General features: G+C 70.1%; 11 protein-coding genes and 1 pseudogene. 5 read left to right on the forward strand and 7 right to left on the reverse strand.

Annotation, left to right across the window (positions count from 1 at the left end):
• Positions 1 to 62: 62 nt before the first annotated feature.
• From AB0E24_RS06860 to AB0E24_RS06870, 3 genes are all read right to left on the reverse strand, one after another.
• Positions 63 to 2,144, reverse strand: coding sequence for a SpoIIE family protein phosphatase (locus tag AB0E24_RS06860; protein WP_359375276.1), 2,082 nt, complete (start codon positions 2,142 to 2,144; stop codon positions 63 to 65).
• Between the two features lie 448 nt (positions 2,145 to 2,592).
• The gene (locus AB0E24_RS06865; RefSeq protein ID WP_359375173.1) at positions 2,593 to 2,883 is read right to left on the reverse strand and encodes a dihydrodipicolinate synthase family protein; all 291 of its coding nucleotides are present in this window, start codon (positions 2,881 to 2,883) and stop codon (positions 2,593 to 2,595) included.
• A 102-nt stretch (positions 2,884 to 2,985) separates the two neighbouring features.
• A complete protein-coding gene (locus tag AB0E24_RS06870; RefSeq protein ID WP_174882395.1) occupies positions 2,986 to 3,639 on the reverse strand; it encodes a GntR family transcriptional regulator in 654 nt (217 codons plus the stop codon).
• 101 nt (positions 3,640 to 3,740) lie between these two features.
• Between AB0E24_RS06870 and glyA the strand changes: the two genes are divergently transcribed.
• The 4 genes and pseudogenes from glyA (at position 3,741) to AB0E24_RS06895 (ending at position 10,157) form a co-directional block, all read left to right on the forward strand.
• Positions 3,741 to 5,075, forward strand: a complete 1,335-nt coding sequence (glyA, locus tag AB0E24_RS06875; protein WP_359375176.1) for a serine hydroxymethyltransferase — start codon at positions 3,741 to 3,743, stop codon at positions 5,073 to 5,075.
• Positions 5,072 to 6,370: a sarcosine oxidase subunit beta family protein gene (locus AB0E24_RS06880; protein ID WP_359375178.1), complete on the forward strand. Its 1,299-nt coding sequence runs from the start codon at positions 5,072 to 5,074 to the stop codon at positions 6,368 to 6,370. Before glyA ends, AB0E24_RS06880 begins: the two co-directional genes overlap by 4 nt.
• Positions 6,371 to 6,395: 25 nt before the next feature.
• A pseudogene (locus tag AB0E24_RS06890) lies at positions 6,396 to 9,580 on the forward strand (sarcosine oxidase subunit delta family protein).
• On the forward strand, positions 9,570 to 10,157 hold the full coding sequence (locus AB0E24_RS06895; protein ID WP_359375184.1) for a sarcosine oxidase subunit gamma: 588 nt from the start codon (positions 9,570 to 9,572) through the stop codon (positions 10,155 to 10,157). The pseudogene AB0E24_RS06890 and the gene AB0E24_RS06895 overlap by 11 nt, the downstream one beginning before the upstream one ends.
• Before the next feature lie 79 nt (positions 10,158 to 10,236).
• Here the strand turns inward: AB0E24_RS06895 and AB0E24_RS06900 are convergent, their stop codons facing one another.
• On the reverse strand, positions 10,237 to 10,728 hold the full coding sequence (locus tag AB0E24_RS06900) for a GNAT family N-acetyltransferase (protein ID WP_359375186.1): 492 nt from the start codon (positions 10,726 to 10,728) through the stop codon (positions 10,237 to 10,239).
• Positions 10,729 to 10,930: 202 nt separating this feature from the next.
• Between AB0E24_RS06900 and AB0E24_RS06905 the strand changes: the two genes are divergently transcribed.
• Positions 10,931 to 12,712, forward strand: coding sequence for a carbamoyltransferase family protein (locus AB0E24_RS06905; protein ID WP_359375188.1), 1,782 nt, complete (start codon positions 10,931 to 10,933; stop codon positions 12,710 to 12,712).
• A 45-nt stretch (positions 12,713 to 12,757) separates the two neighbouring features.
• Here AB0E24_RS06905 and AB0E24_RS06910 read toward each other — a convergent pair whose 3' ends face one another.
• From AB0E24_RS06910 to AB0E24_RS06920, 3 genes are read right to left on the reverse strand one after another with little or no spacing between them, the layout of a single operon-like run.
• Positions 12,758 to 13,195: a cupin domain-containing protein gene (locus AB0E24_RS06910; protein WP_359375190.1), complete on the reverse strand. Its 438-nt coding sequence runs from the start codon at positions 13,193 to 13,195 to the stop codon at positions 12,758 to 12,760.
• Between the two features lie 42 nt (positions 13,196 to 13,237).
• Positions 13,238 to 15,205 carry an aminotransferase class I/II-fold pyridoxal phosphate-dependent enzyme gene (locus AB0E24_RS06915; RefSeq protein ID WP_359375192.1) on the reverse strand — a complete coding sequence of 656 codons (1,968 nt, stop codon included), beginning with the start codon at positions 15,203 to 15,205 and terminating at the stop codon, positions 13,238 to 13,240.
• Positions 15,206 to 15,227: 22 nt separating this feature from the next.
• Complete coding sequence (locus AB0E24_RS06920) at positions 15,228 to 16,184, reverse strand: NAD-dependent epimerase/dehydratase family protein (RefSeq protein WP_359375194.1); 957 nt, start codon at positions 16,182 to 16,184, stop codon at positions 15,228 to 15,230.
• Between the last annotated feature and the right edge of the window lie 3 nt (positions 16,185 to 16,187).

Genomic DNA, 16,187 nt, shown 5'->3' on the forward strand with positions numbered 1-16,187 from the left:
TGGACGACGAACGTCCCAGCCCCCGGGCACGGGCCACACGTCCGCTGGGCGCGGAGGCTATGTCATCCGCGATCCGGTTGTGGGTGGAGCAGGAGCAGGGCGATGTCATCGCTGCGGGGATCGGTGTGCGGGTCGTGGTGGATGAGGGTGTCGGCGAGGGTGGCCATGGGCTGGTCCTGGGCCTGTGCGAGCTGGTCGGCGAGGTTGGCGGTCGCGTCGTCGAGGTCGACGTCGGGACTTTCGACGAGGCCGTCGGTGTAGAGGGCCAGCACGGCGCCGGGCGGCAGGGGGATCTCGGTGGCCGGGTAGTCGGCGTCGGGATCGATGCCCAGCAGGAGGCCGGGTGGCAGATGGAGGACCTCGGTGTGCCCGTCGGGATGGCGCAGGAGTGGGGGCAGATGACCGGCGGTGGCCAGGTGGGCAAGGTGGTGTGCCAGGTCGATATGGGCGTAGAGACAGCTGGTGAACAGCCCGGGGTCGAGGTCGGTGAGCAGGCGGTTGGTGCGGGCCAGGACTTCGCCGGGAGGCGCGCCGGCGGTGGCGTGGACGGCGGTGCGGACCTGCCCCATGAGGACGGCGGCGTTGACGCTGTGGCCTTGGACGTCGCCGATGGCCGCGGCGACGGTGGTGGCGTCGCAGCGGATGAGGTCGTAGAAGTCCCCGCCGATGTCCATGCCGCACGCCGTGGGCAGATAGCGGGCCGCCACCTCCAGTCCGGGCACGGTGGGGAGGGTGGCGGGGAGCAGGCCGCTCTGCAAACTACGGGCGAGCTGGTGCTCGGCGTCGTAGAGGCGGGCGCGATCGAGGGCCTGGGCGATCAGTCCGGCGAGAGAGGTCAGAACGGCGCGTTCGTCGGGGGTGAAGTCGTGGGGCTGGTCGTAGGAGACCACGCAGCAGCCGACCGGGCGGCTGGAGGCCAGTAGCGGCAGGAAGGCCCAGGCCGCCCGCTTGGTCAGCCGTGGGATCTCGGGGGCGAGCTGTGCCATTTCGCGGCGGGAGGCGAAGAAGAGGGGTACTCCCATGGTCACCGCGCGCACGGTAGGGGCCGACTCGTCCCGGAAGGGCGGGAGGTCGAGGGCGCTGATGACCTTGGCCGAGTAGCCACGGTGGCCGACGACACGCAACCGGTCGCCCTCGGCGACGGACAGGACGAAGCCCTGGGCGCCGAAGGCCGGCAGGACCAGGTCGGCGGTCAGCTCGACCACGTCCCGCACGCTGACGGCCTTGGTGAGCGCACCGGCCACATGCATCAGGTCGTACAGCGTGCCGGCCCGCGCCGGTGTGGCGGTGCCCGCTCCGTGCCCCGGCCCCGGGTGGTCCACCGGGGTGGTGCGCTCGGTGGGGGAAACGCGCACGCTGACGCCGGAGGCGTCCGGACGGAGCTGGAAGGACAACCACCGGTCCGGTGGGCGCAGGGCGGTGAAGGACGTGGGCCGGCGGCCGAGCACCGCGGCCCGGTAGCGGTCTTCGAAGACCGGGTCGTCCAGCCATGGCAGTGCCTCCCACAGCGGTGCACCGAGCAGCTCCGGGACGCCGCCACCGACCAGGTCGGCGGCGGTGGCGCTGATGAAGGCGATCCGGCCCTCCGCGTCCAGCACACAACAGCCCTCCGCGGGGCGGTCGCCGAAGTCCACCGCGGTCCGCGCGCCGGTCCGGGCCCGCGGTGGGTCCGCCATATGCGGCTCCTCGGGTGATATCGGGTGTCCGTCCTCGGCGGCGTGCTGGAGGAACGCACCCGTACGGTCGCAGGTGGAGCGGATCACCGCGCGCTCCTGCGCGCTCAGGTGCGATGGGCGCGATTCGGGCCACAGCAGCACCAGTCCGCCCCGAACAGGGGCGCCGGAGGTGACCGGTGCGGCGGCCAGCGCCACGGGGTAGGGCAATACCAGCGCTGCCCTCGGGTAGCGGCGCACCAGCGCCGCCTGGCTGGCGAGCCACACCAGGCGCCGTTCCCGCACCGCGTCCGCCACCGGACCCGAAGCCGGAAGCAGCAGCCGTTCCCACAGTGCGGTGACCTTGGATGGCACTCCGGTCATGGTGGCCAGCCGCAGCACCTGCCCGGACGGCGACAGCAGGTACACCATGCCCGCGGACGCGCCTGTTTCCCGTACCGCCTGACGCAGGATCGTATCCAGGAACTCCATACCGGAGCAGACAGCGGACGTGGCGTCATCGCGCGGCCCCCGATCCTCCCCCGAGAGATCCCGCACATGCCCGAAGCGGCGCCTGGCCGCCTCGCCACTGGTCCCCAGGGCGGCGCCGATCCGTGCCCAGCCGGCTCCGGCCTGCCGATCGGCGAGCACCGCGTACCGCACCAACCGCTCGGCCAGCCCGGGGACCTCCGCCACCGCGTCACAGTGACAGCCCACCGCGGCCTCCCGCTCCGGGGCCGGATCACCCGTCTGCCGCGCCACCGCCTGAACTCGGGCCAGCAGGTCCACACCCGCGAGCATCATCGCCTGCCGCGTCTGGGCCGCCGCCGACCATCGATGCCGCGCCCGCCAGGCCGCCTGTCGGTGAGCCGGGCTGCAATACCGCCGGTTGCGGCCGACCTGATCCGGTAGCGATGCATCGCACCATTGGCACCGGACATCACCCATATAGACACATTACGCCCGCATGGAGTGACGGCAGCGGGCCCGGATCCCGTCCGCTGAATACGGTCCCACCACCAGCGCCCCAGGCGACCCGGTGCGTTACCACGATCCGGATGTCCACGGCGTCCGCGACGGTACGCAGATAGCGCGGCGTCTCGTCGAACGTGAGCGGCTCGTAGTACGGGGTGACCACCATCAGCACCGAGGCCCCGGCGGCCTGTGCGTGGCGGGAGAGTTCGACCGCTTCCCCGGTGCTCAGCGCACCGGTCTGCGCGACGACCGGCACGCGCCCGGGGGAACCGCGGGGCGCGGCACCCCGACACGGCGGACTCACCGGCCGCACGGCGAAGGGCACCGGCGGGCACGACCTCTTCGACCGGGTCGTGGGTCAGATGACGCCGCGGATCGCCGCCTCGAACCCTTCGACGTGTCCGGCGGCGAGAGTGGCGGCCTTCTCCGCATCGCCGTCGATGACGGCGCGCAGCAGGGGCCCGTGCTCGTGCACATGGCCCGCCAGGCCCGGCAGCCGGTCGAGGAACAGGCACCAGATCCGCGTGGCCAGGTTGTCGTACCTGATCAGGGTGTCCTCAAGGTAGGGATTCCGGGTCGCGGCGTAGATGGCGCGGTGCACGGCCATATCGAGCCGGATCAGTTCCGTGCCGCCGCCGGACACCTTCGCCAGCCGCACCAGCAGCCGCTCGAGGTCACCGCGATCGGCCCGGCCGGCGCGTCGGGCGGCCAAGCCCGCGGCGAGGGGCTCGAGTTGCTCACGGACTTCCGAGATGTGTCCGAGATCGGCGATCTGCACCTCGGTGGCGAAGGTTCCGCGCCGCGGGTAGGCGACGATGAGGCGCTCGTGCTCCAGCCGCTTGAGGGCCTCACGGACCGGAGTGCGCCCGAAGCCGAGTTCGGCGGCGATCCGCTCATCGTTGATCGGCTCTCCGGGGCGGATCCGGAGAGTCACAAGACGGTCCGAGATGGAGCGATAGGCCCGATCGGCCAGGGTTCCATCGCCCTGACCGGCGACGGTCGACGCGGTCACCCGAAACCCCTCTCTTGACGCGAGCCGAAGCGTGCTCTTAGCGTATCGCAACAGCAGGTTGATATATCAGTCGCCTTTTAGTTGCTCCTCAGGGAGTTCTCATGACTGCCCACACCCCCGCCCAGCGAGCCGCCCACCGCTCGGTTCTCGACGCCCAGCTCGCGGACTTCGACCCGGAGATCGCCACGGCGATCGACGCGGAGCTCGCCCGCCAGCGCGACACCCTGGAGATGATCGCGAGCGAGAACTTCGCACCGCTCGCGGTCATGCAGGCCCAGGGCTCGGTCCTGACCAACAAGTACGCCGAGGGCTACCCGGGCCGCCGCTACTACGGCGGCTGCGAGCACATCGACACCATCGAGCAGATCGCCATCGACCGCATCAAGCGACTGTTCGGAGCCGAGGCCGCCAATGTGCAGCCCCACTCGGGCGCGCAGGCCAACGCGGCGGTCATGGCCGCCCTGCTGAAGCCCGGCGACACGATTCTCGGGCTGGACCTGGCCCACGGCGGCCACCTCACCCACGGCATGCGCCTCAACTTCTCCGGGCGCCTGTACCAGGTGGCGGCCTATCAGGTAGGCGAACGCGACCACCGCGTCGACGTGGAGCGGGTCCGCGCACTCGCCCATGAGCACCGGCCGAAGCTGATCGTGGCCGGCTGGTCGGCCTACCCCCGCCACCTGGACTTCGCGGAGTTCCGCCGCATAGCGGACGAGGTGGGCGCCTACCTGATGGTCGACATGGCCCACTTCGCGGGGCTGGTCGCCGCCGGACTGCACCCCTCCCCCGTGCCGCACGCTCACGTCGTGACCACCACCACCCACAAGACGCTGGGCGGCCCCCGCGGCGGTGTGATCCTCTCCACCGCCGAGCTGGCCAAGAAGATCAACTCCTCAGTCTTCCCGGGCCAGCAGGGCGGTCCCCTCGAACACGTCATCGCGGCGAAGGCCGTCGCGTTCAAGATGGCCGCCCAGCCCGAGTTCGCGGGCCGCCAGCGCCGCACCCTGGAGGGAGCGGCGATCCTGGCCGAGCGGCTGCTGGCCGGGGACACGAAGGCGGCCGGGGTCAGCGTGCTGACCGGGGGCACCGATGTGCACCTGGTCCTGGTGGACCTACGCGACTCCGAGCTGGACGGCAAGCAGGCCGAGGACCGGCTGCATCAGGTCGGCATCACCGTCAACCGCAACGCCGTCCCCTTCGACCCCCGCCCGCCCATGGTCAGCTCCGGTGTCCGGATCGGCACCCCCGCCCTGGCCGCCCGCGGCTTCGGGGCGGAGGAGTTCACGGAGGTCGCGGACATCGTCGCCACGGCGTTCCTGCCCGGCTTCGACGACCAGGTCGCCGCCGCGCTTCGCCGCCGCGTCCAGGTCCTGACCGACCGCTTCCCGCTCTACCCCGTCGATCCGCGGCCCGTGGCCCAGGAGGCTGCCCAATGACGCCCCCGCGCGACAACGCTCCCGCCCGCCCGTCTCCCGCCACCACCCTCAACCGAGCTTCGCACCCCGACGCCGGGCCCGGCGACGCCCTGCCGGATCACCCCGACTTCCTGTGGCGCAACCCCGAACCGAGGCGGTCGTACGACGTCGTGATCGTGGGCGGCGGCGGGCACGGCCTGGCCACCGCCTACTACCTGGCCAAGAACCACGGCATCACCAATGTCGCCGTCCTGGAGAAGGGCTGGCTCGCGGGCGGCAACATGGCCCGCAACACCACCATCATCCGCTCCAACTACCTGTGGGACGAGAGCTCGGGCATCTACGAGCACTCGCTGAAACTGTGGGAGACCCTGGAAGAGGATCTCGACTACCCGATCCTCTTCAGCCAGCGCGGCGTGCTCAACCTCGCCCACAGCCTTCAGGACATCCGCGACAGCAAGCGCCGTGTCCACGCCAACCAGCTCAACGGCATCGACGCCGAGTGGCTGGAGCCGGACGAGGTCGCCAAGGTCTGTCCCATCGTCAACGTCTCCCCCGATGTGCGCTATCCGGTGCTCGGCGCCACCTACCAGCCGCGCGCGGGCATCGCCAAGCACGACTACGTGGCGTGGGGCTTCGCCCGCAGGGCCGATGTCCACGGCATCGATCTGATCCAGGACTGCGAGGTCACCGGCCTCGACATCCAGGGCGGCCGCATACGAGGCGTGCGGACCACACGGGGCCCCATCGCCGCAGGAAAGGTCGCGCTCGCGGGCGCCGGGCACTCCTCCGTGCTGGCTTCCATGGCGGGCCTGCGGCTGCCGCTCCAGAGCCATCCGCTTCAGGCCCTGGTCTCGGAGCTCCTCGAACCGGTGCACCCGACCGTGGTGATGTCGAACGCCGTGCATGTGTACGTCTCCCAGGCCCACAAGGGCGAGCTCGTCATGGGCGCCGGCATCGACAGCTACAACGGCTACGGACAGCGCGGCGCGTTCCACATCCTGGAGCGCCAGATGGCCGCCGCCCTGGAGCTCTTCCCCGTCTTCGCACGCGCCCACATGCTGCGCACCTGGGCCGGCATCGTCGACGTCACCCCGGACGCCTCCCCCATCGTCGGCCTGACCCCCGTCGAGGACCTCTACCTCAACTGCGGCTGGGGCACCGGCGGTTTCAAGGCCACACCGGGCGTCGGCTGGTGTTACGCGCACACCATCGCCACCGGCGAACCCCACCCCTACAACGCGCCCTTCACGCTCGACCGCTTCACCACCGGCGCCCTGGTCGACGAACACGGCGCGGCCGCCGTCGCCCACTGACCACCGCTCCAGCGAGGAGATCGTCATGCAGCTCATAGCCTGCCCCTGGTGCGGTGAGCGCGAGGAGAACGAATTCCACTACGGCGGTCAGGCACACGTCGCCTACCCCCACGACCCCTACGCGCTCGATGACGAGCAGTGGGCCCAGTACGTCTTCTTCCGCGACAACACCAAGGGTCCGTTCGCCGAGCGCTGGGTGCATGCGGCGGGCTGCCGGCGCTGGTTCAACGCCCTGCGCGACACCGTCACCCACGAGTTCCTCGCGGTCTACGACGCCCGCGCGAAGCACCCTCCCACCACGAGCGCCGCACCCGCCGCACCGCGGCGGAAGGATCAGGAGGCCAGCCGATGAACACGCCGTTCCGCGCCCACGGCCACGGTCATGTCGACCGCGACACCACCCTGTCCTTCACCTTCGACGGCATCGCCCACACCGGACACCCCGGCGACACCCTCGCCTCGGCCCTGCTGGCCAACGGCGTGCACCGCGTGGCCGGCAGCATCAAGTACGGACGCCCGCGCGGCGTCCTGGCCGCGGGAGCCGAAGAGCCCAACGCGCTCGTGCAGATCGAGGCGCCCTTCCCCGAGCCCATGCTCACGGCCACCACCGTGGAGCTGTACGACGGCCTCGTCGCGCGGGGCCTGTCCGGCCAGGGCCGGCTGAGCAACCGCTCGGACCCGGCCCGCTACGACACCATGCACGCCCACTGCGACCTGCTGGTCGTCGGCGCGGGCCCGGCAGGGCTGGCCACCACGCTGGCGGCCGCCCGGGCCGGCGCCCGCGTGATCCTCATCGACGAACTCCCGCGGCCCGGCGGGTCGCTGCTCGGCGGCCAGGAACTGCTGGACGGCGCACCGGCGACCGTATGGGCCGACGAGGTCGCCGCCGAACTCGACGCCCACGCCGACGTGCAGGTGCTGAGGCGCACCACCGCCTTCGGCCACTATGACGACGGGCTCGTCCTGGCCCTGGAGAAGCGCACGGACCACCTCGGTGCCATGGCGCCCGCCCACATCTCGCGACAACGGGTCTGGCGCATCCGCGCCAAGCAGGTCGTGTACGCCACCGGCGCCTACGAGCGTCCGGTCGCCTTCGACAACAACGACCGCCCCGGCATCATGCTGGCCGGCTCCGCCCGCACCTACCTGAACCGCTTCGGCGTCCTGCCCGGACGGCGGGCCGTCGTGTTCACCACCAACGACAGCGCCTACCCGGCCGCACTCGAACTGGCCGACGCGGGCATCCGGATCGCCGCGGTGATCGACGCGCGCGAGGAGGTGCCGGAGCACTGGCGCGTCGCCTGCGACGAACGTGGCATCGACGTCCGCGCGGGCCACGTGGTCACCGGCACCAGCGGTGTCGAGCGCGTCACCCGTGCCCATGTCGCCGCCTTCGGCCGGGGACGCCTCGGCGAGCGGCAGGGCATCGGCTGCGATCTGCTGCTGGTCTCCGGCGGCTGGAACCCCGCGGTGGCCCTGTTCAGCCAGGCCCGCGGCACCCTGCGCTACGACGCCGGAATCGGAGCGTTCGTCCCCGCGCATGCGCTGGACGGCGTCCGTACGGCGGGATCGGCGAGCGGTACGTTCACGCTGGCCGGCGCTCTCGCCGACGGTGTGGACGCCGCCCGGCGGGCCCTGTCGGCCATCGGCAGGACCTACCGGACGACCGCCCTGCCGAGCCCCGCTCCGCTCCCGGACGCGGCGCCCGCCCAAGTGCTCTGGCGGGTCCCGAGTCCGCAGGACGATCAGGACGGCGCGAAGCAGTTCGTCGACTTGCAGCGGGACGCCCTCGTCTCCGATGTGCTGCGGGCGACCGGAGCGGGTCTGCGGTCCGTGGAACACGTCAAGCGCTACACCACGATCGGCACCGCCCACGACCAGGGCCGCACATCGGGCGTGATGACCTCGGGCATCGTCGCCGAGGCCCTCGGGGTGGACGTCGCCGACCTCGGCACCACACGCTCGCGTCCGCCCGCGCTGCCGGTGGCCTTCGCCGCCCTCGCGGGCCGTAACCGCGGCGACCTGTTCGACCCCATCAGGGTGACCGCGCTGCACCCCTGGCACGTCGAGCACGGCGCCCTGTTCGAGGACGTCGGCCAGTGGAAGCGTCCCTGGTACTACCCCCGGGCCGACGAGACCATGGACGAGGCGGTACTGCGCGAGTGCCGGGCGGCTCGCACCGGCGTCGCGATGATGGACGGCTCCACACTCGGCAAGATCAATGTGCAGGGCCCGGACGCGGGCGTACTGCTGGACCGGCTCTACACGAACATGATGAGCACCCTCAAGGTGGGCCGGATCCGCTACGGGGTGATGTGCGGCGTCGACGGCATGGCCATCGACGACGGCACCGTGATCCGTGTGGCCGAGCGGGAGTTCCTGCTGACCACGACGACCGGCAACGCGGCCAAGGTCCTCGCGTGGATGGAGGAGTGGCTCCAGACGGAGTGGCCCGACCTGCGCGTGCACCTCACCTCCGTCACCGAGCACTGGGTGACGATCCCTCTGGTCGGTCCCCGCTCCCGCGATGTGCTGGCCCTGGTCGCCCCGGGCCTGGACGTCGGCAAGGACGCCTTTCCGTTCATGTCCTGGCGGGATGCCACCGTCGCCGGGGTGGCGGCGCGTGTGTGCCGGATCAGTTTCTCCGGTGAACTCGCCTACGAGATCAATGTGCCCGCGTGGGACGGCATCACGGTGTGGCAGGCCCTGCACACGGCCGGTGGCGCGTTCGGCATCACGCCGTACGGCACCGAGACGATGCATGTACTGCGCGCGGAGAAGGCGTACCCGATCATCGGGCAGGACACCGACGGCACCGTCACCCCGCAGGACCTGGGCATGTCGTGGGTCGTGTCCAAGAAGAAGCCGGACTTCGTCGGCAAGCGGTCCTTCGCCCGTGCGGAGAACCAGCGCGGCGACCGCAAGCAGCTCGTGGGCCTGCTGCCGGCCGACGAGCGGGTCCTGCTGCCCGAAGGCGCCCAGATCATCGCCACCAGCGAGATCCCGGCGCCACCGGTACCCATGCTCGGCCACATCACGTCCAGCTACCGCAGTGACGCCCTGCGACGGACGTTCGCCCTGGCTCTGGTGCGCTCGGGAACCCAGCGCATCGGCGAGACCCTCTACGTCCCGCTGGACGGCCGGACCGTACCGGTGACCGTGACCGAGCCCGTGCTCTTCGACAAGGAGGGAACTCGCCGTGACGGTTGAGACGCCCGCTCGCTTCAGCCCGCTGTCCCAGTGGCGGGACAGCTTCGCGCAGCTGCCGACCGGAGTGCGGGTCCGGGAGCTGCCCTGCCCGACCCAGCTCACCCTTCGAGCTGAGCCCGGCAGCACCGCGGCGAGGTCCATCGAGGCTTCGCTGGATATCACGCTGCCGGGCCCCCTGCGCGCCGAGGTGTCAAAGGACGTCGAGGTGCTGTGGATGGGCCCGGACGAATGGCTGCTGGTGGCTCCCGAGGACAGCCGGCACGATCTCCTCGCGCGGCTGCGATCCGCCATCGGGGACGAGTTCGCCACTGTCACCGACGTCTCGGCGCAGCGCACCACGCTGGCCCTGTCCGGGCATCTCGTACGCGAGGTACTGGCGCGGGGCTGTGCCATCGATCTGGACCCGCGGGTGACACCGGTCGGCTCCTGCCTGACCACGCTGCTGGCCCAGGCCCCGATCACCCTCGTGGTGCGAGGCGAAGGAGCGTCCAGCGTCTGGCTGCTGGTCCGCGCGTCGTTCGCCTCCTATCTGGCCACCTGGCTGCTCGACGCCTGCACCGAGTACCGGGGCAGCTGAATGGGCATCAGCGCCTTCGGAGGCGCGGTCCTGCTCGACGGCTGCCGCATCCGAGGGGACGCGCCGAACCGTCCAGGGATCAGCGGGCCGCGACGAGTCCGCGGCGGTACCGCACACCGGGGCGTCCACCAACTGTGACGTCTCCCACGAGGGTGAAGCCATTGCGGCCGAGCACGGTCATGGAGGCCACATTGTCGAGGGTGGTGACCGCGGTGAGGGAGTCGAGCCGGTACTCCGTGGCGGCCATCCGGCACATCTCCTCGACCGCCGCGGTTGCCACCCCCCGGCCCGCTGTCCGCTCGCCGATCCGGTAGCCGAGTTCGGCGTCCCCGTCCTCGACGTCCATGAGATTGACGCGGCCGATCAGCTCCCCCTCGTCGTCCACGACGACATGGAAATGACACACCCCGGCGTCCTGCTCGGCGAGCAGGGCACGGTGACGGGAAGCGAACTCCACGAAGTACGCGTCCCCGCGGTCGGGAACGGTCCGAGCGAAGTACTCCCGGTTCTCACGTTCGAAGGCCAACAGGGCCGGTGCATGGTCGGCCCTCAGCCGCTCCAACCTCAACATGCCCAAAAGCATACGTAACGATGGCGGCGTCCGCCCCTGGTTTCCTGGCCCACCGGCATTCGACGCGGAATTCTCCCCGAGGCGCCCTCAGCCGGCGAAGGCAAACCGCAATTTGCTTGTGTATCACGCCTATCCCTCAAGTATCCACGCCGAGTAGCCTGTTCTCCCGTCGATACTGTAGTACTGAGGGGGCTGAGAGCCTGTGATCGTACTCGGTTACAACGGATTCAGCAGAGGTGCGGAGCTTTTCGGGCGCCTCTACGGGGCGACTGGTGTCGGTCGTAACCTTTTGGTGGGTCATGATGCCGCGGCGGCTCTGGCGATCGACGGCGAAGTGGTCGCGGCGGTCGAGGAGGAGCGGCTCAGCCGGGTCAAGAAGACCTCCGATTTTCCGGCCCACGCGATCACATGGTGTCTGAACTCCGCGGGCGTCGACCTCGACCAGGTGGACGTTTTCGCTTTCCCCTGGCGGTTTTCGCCGACGGTGGCCGAGGAGATGATTTCGCAGATATGTGACTCCGACATGCCGGTCACGGCGAAGTTCGACGCCCTGCGCGGCACGGGCGAGCTCTACAACGGCATGATCAGCCGCGACGCGGTGTACGACGACTTCGTCCGGCGGACCGGCTATGAGCTGGATCCCAACAAGCTCGTACTGGTCCCCCACCATCTGGCCCATCTCATGTGCGGCGCCTATCTGGCCGGCGGGGGCGACGCCGCGTTCCTGGTGAGCGACGGCCGGGCGGAGACCCTGTCCGCCGTCATGGGCGAGCTGCGGAACGGCGTGGTCAGCGTGTTCGAGGAGAGCTCGGTCCCCATGACCAGCTCGCTGGGCGTGGCGTTCGGGAGGATCACCCGCTACCTGGGGTTCGTGCCGAACAACGATGAGTACAAGGTGATGGGCCTGGCCGCGTACGGCCCGCCGCCGCACCACAACCCGCTGCTGGAACGCGTGGTGCGGCTGCATGAGAACGGCTCGTACACCATCACCACCCCCCGGGACACAGGAGCGTATTACGCCCTGTTCGACAGCCTCTTCGGCGGCGACAGCGAGAAGCGCGAGCAGTTCGACTTCCGCGTCAAGGTCGCCGGGCTGGCACAGCACATGGTCGAGGCCATCACCGCGCATCAGCTGCGGACGCTGACCGCGCGCTCCGATCTGGACCACCTGCTCTTCGAGGGTGGCCTGGCGCTGAACTGCGTAGCCAATACGAAGATGCTGGAGAGGTCGCCGTTCACCGGTATGGAGGTCAGCTTCGGGGCCAGCGATCCGGGGGTCGCCATCGGCGCGGCCGTGTACGCCGCAGGTCTCAGGAATCGGCCCGCCGACGCGGTCACCACCCCCTACCTGGGGCCTTCCTACGATGAGCGGCAGGTCCTGGAGACGCTGGCGGAGTACGCGGACCGGGTGGAGTGGCAGGAGGAGCCCGATGCCGCCTCGGTCGCCGAACGGACGGCGGAGCTGCTGGCCGGGAAGAACGTCGTGGGCTGGTTCCAGGGCCGGAGCGAGTTCGGACCGCGCGCCCTGGGCAACCGCAGCATCCTCGCCAATCCGGCCTTCCCCGACATCAAGGACATCATCAATCTCCGGGTGAAACACCGGGAGCCCTTCCGTCCGTTCGCGCCCGTCATCCTCGAATCCGAGGCCCCGCGCGTCTTCGAGATGGGCAAGAAGACCTCGTCCCCCTATATGACGTTTGTCTTCCCGGTGCGGAAGGAGTACCAGGAGCGGATCCCCGGTGCCTGTCACGTGGACGGCACGGCGCGGGCCCAGACGGTGGACGAGCGGCAGAACCCCGCGCTCGCACGGCTGTTGCGCGCCTTCACGGCACGGACGGATGTGCCCTGCCTCCTGAACACGTCCTTCAACGTGGCCGGTGAACCCATCGTCTGCTCGCCGCGGGACGCGGTGGAGTGCTTCCTCGCCACCGAAATCGACTACCTGGTCATCGACCGGTTCGTGGTCACCAAGAAGGCTGGCTGAGCCGTCGGCCCGCGGGGCGCACTCGCCCCGCGGGCCGAACGTCCCTCATGCCTCGGGCAGCTGAATGGGCTCGTTCGGCCCGCCCTTTGTCTCGATGGTCAAGAACGACAGAACATCGTCGCCGATATTCTTCAGGTCGTGAAGGTGGTATCGCCCTTCGGGACAACAGAAATGCCGGGACTGTCCACGGGCATAAGAGATTTCATGAGTGGTGCCATCGCTTGAGTGCTGGCGGGCCCGGCCGCCGGTGAGGGCTATCCAGAAGTAGTCCAGCACATGCCGATGGACGGGAATCCGCTCTCCCGGTCGGAGGTGGGTCTCCCAGATGCGCAACGCATCGGTCTCCTGTACCAGCGACTGGCCGATCCAGCCGTTATCGGCATTGTTGTCGAATTCCTTTCGCAGCTCCGGGCTCCAGCGAGCAAACCCCTCGGCGACAACGGTGCTCGACAAAGGGAGATCGGAGTGAGAATGATGACCCACGACACCGGATCCTTTCGGCTGGACGACAGGGCTCGATATGGCTCACAGGGCGGAGGAGAGTGCTTCGAGCAGGGCGGTGTTAGCGCGCCGGTCGCCGATGGTGATACGGCATGTGTCCGGGATCACGCGCCCGGTGTCGGCGACGAGGATCCCCGCGCCCCGAAGCCGGTCCATCACGCGTTCGTGCTTGTGCAGTCGGACGAACAGGAAGTTGGTCTCCGAGGGGAACACCCGGGCCACCGCGGGGTGCTCGGCCAGCACCGAGGCCATCCGGTCACGTTCGGCACGGATGCGCTGGACACCGGCGAGCACCGGCCGCGAGTTGGTCAGCCGATCCCGCACGGCGTGCTGGGAGGCGTTGGTGAACCCGAAGGGCACCTGCACCCGCCGCAGCGCCTCGATGATGCCGGGCTGGGCCAGCGCGATTCCGCAGCGCGCACTGGCCAGTCCCCATGCCTTGGACAGCGTCCTGAGCACGATGAGGTTCTCGTACCGTCCGATCAGCCCGGCGTACGAGGGATTCTCGCTGAACTCGACATAGGCTTCGTCGATCACCACCAGCCCACGGCCGCGGACCAGCAGGTCGCGTACCTGCTCGGGATCGTGCCTGGTGCCGACGGGGTTGTTGGGGTCGCACAGGATGGTCACCCGGGGATCGGCCGCCAGGATGCGCTCGGTGTCCAGCTGGGTCAAATCGTCGCCGTACAGCGGCACTTCGACGACCGGCAGACGCAGCAGGTGGGCGAAGTGGCCGTAGAGCGGGAAGGTGGGCGGTGTGACGCAGACTCGCTCACCGGGTGACGTCAGCGCCGTCAGGAGCAGCATGACGCCGTCCACCGATCCGCTGCTGAACAGCAGATGATCCGGCCCCAGCGCCTCGACGCCACCGTGGCCTGGCAACGTCGAGATGGTGTTCAGGTAGGTGGCGGCCAGCTCCGTCGTATCGAGGTGCGGATACTCGCCCGCGACCCCCAGGAACGGGCTGGTGTTGCTGGACAGGTCGATGGTGTCGAACCGCGGCACGTGGCGGAAGCGGGCCGGGCCCGGGACCGGCACCCCCGTGACGGGAGGAGCCGCGAACTCCGACAGCTCCGGTTCCGCTCCCCCGTCCTCCGGGGGCACCAGATCGGGGGCGCGCAGCCAGTGGTCGAGGGGGATGAACAGATCGGCTCCGAGGCGGCGCATGTGGTGGACATCGCCCCTGCCGAGGTGGACCCACTCCAGACCGGAGCGCCGGGCGTCGAGGCACAGCCGGTACACGGTCGCGGCGCGGAGGTCGCGCCGTACGGCGGGATCGTCGTGGGCGACGGCCTGTGTGAGGGAGTAGATCCCCCGGCCGGTGTGGGACATGGCGATGAGTCCGGCCTGGAGGACGGTGTTCTCGCGACGGCGTACGAGCATCTCGGTGCGGTCCGCCAGCGCGCCGTGTGCCAGGGCGTCGAGGGCTTCGGCGTTGTAGAGGCAGCCGTGGCCGCCGTCGCGCCCGGCCCGCCGCTGGTGGAGCCTGACGAAGGCGTCCCGCGCCCAAGGACTCCCGTCGAGCTCACTCAGCGGGATCCGCTCCCAGGTGGCCTCACGGGAGAGCGCGAGGTCACGCCGGCGGAGGTCCTGGAGTCGTTCGGCACCGACGCGGGCCCGTAGGACCTCGTCCACGTCCCCGGTCAGCCGGACGACGCCCTCGCTCTCGGTGGCGAGGGGCACGAACCCCGCCGCCCGCAGCGCGCCGGTGTCATCACCGCGGCGCACATGGGGCACCAGGATCTGGGCCACGTCCAACTCCTCGGCGCGGCGGACCAGTTCATCGAGGGCGTGGGGGGTGGGGGCGGGGCTGCTCGGGTGGTACGGGGCCCCGCCGCCGATCAGGGTGGGGCGCTCGAACACCGCGGGATCCAGTGCGGCGAAGGAGCCCGTGTCGTGGCCCAGTCGGGCCAGGGGGCACACGGGCGCGCCTGGCCCGAGGGCGGCGGACAGCACATGCTGAAGCGCGTCGATATCTGCGGACCTGCGCATGCTCGTTCTCCACTCCTCGGTGTCACTTGGCTGTCCCGGCCCCGCGCGCGTCCATGTACGCGTCGATGCGGTCGCGGTACTCCTCGAACAAGTCGGCCAGGGTGCGGGCGATCCCGGCCCTCCAGTCCACCGAGCAGTCGCCGATCAGACCGCGGCGGACACCGTGGTCGAAGACGGCCGTTTCCCGGCTGTAGTCGCCGCGGTCCAACTGAACCGGCACTCCGGTGAGCGCGGACATGTACTCCAGCAGATCGGTGATGCCGACCTCCTCGTCACCGCCCCAGTTCACCACCCGCGCGGGCACCCGTGCCGCGTCCCACAACAAGGGCACCTGGCGGACGACATCATCGGTGTGCAGCAGATTGCAGTAGTTCTGCCCCTCGCGGGGCACCGCGCAGGGCTGCCCCGCGCGCATCTGGTTGAACAGGATCATCGGCACACCGCCGTGGCCGTACGGCCCGTACGCGATGTTGAGGCGGGCCGTCACCGTCGGCAGCTCGAGGGCTTCGGCCAGACCGCGCACCACACCTTCGGCGGTGATCTTGGCGATGGGGTAGGTCGGCAGCCATGGCGCCGCGCCGCCCAGAGGGTCGCTCTCCCGGTACCGGTGGGTGCGATCGGCTCGGTTGTAGACCACCCCGGACGAGACATACAGGAACGACTCGGCGGCGGAGCAGTGTGTCATCAGCCGTGCGGTGCCGACAGCGTTGACGCGCGCGGTCTCCTCGAAGTCCCTGCCGTCGCCCCGGTGCACCGCCGAGTGCAGCACATGGGTGAAGTCGCGCGACAGGCCCTCCAGGTCATCGGTGGCCATGTCCCAGACGGCGGTGTGGACGCCCAGTTCCTGGAGTGCCTTGCGGGCGTGTGGGTCGCCGAACCGGCCCAGGCACCACACCTCGTTGTCGATGGCGAGCGCTTCGGCGACGGGCCTGGCGACCTGTCCGGTCCCACCGGTGATGAGTATCTTCTTGCCTCGCATGAT

Origin of the sequence: Streptomyces malaysiensis subsp. malaysiensis (assembly GCF_040653035.1) — a bacterium.
Lineage (GTDB): Bacteria > Actinomycetota > Actinomycetes > Streptomycetales > Streptomycetaceae > Streptomyces > Streptomyces malaysiensis.

Coding starts and splice junctions, on each gene's coding strand:
- AB0E24_RS06860 (WP_359375276.1), bottom strand. CDS start 2,144: ATGGAGTTCCTGGATACGATCCTGCGTCAGGCGGTACGGGAAACAGGC.
- glyA (WP_359375176.1), top strand. CDS start 3,741: ATGACTGCCCACACCCCCGCCCAGCGAGCCGCCCACCGCTCGGTTCTC.
- AB0E24_RS06880 (WP_359375178.1), top strand. CDS start 5,072: ATGACGCCCCCGCGCGACAACGCTCCCGCCCGCCCGTCTCCCGCCACC.
- AB0E24_RS06900 (WP_359375186.1), bottom strand. CDS start 10,728: ATGTTGAGGTTGGAGCGGCTGAGGGCCGACCATGCACCGGCCCTGTTG.
- AB0E24_RS06915 (WP_359375192.1), bottom strand. CDS start 15,205: ATGCGCAGGTCCGCAGATATCGACGCGCTTCAGCATGTGCTGTCCGCC.
- AB0E24_RS06920 (WP_359375194.1), bottom strand. CDS start 16,184: ATGCGAGGCAAGAAGATACTCATCACCGGTGGGACCGGACAGGTCGCC.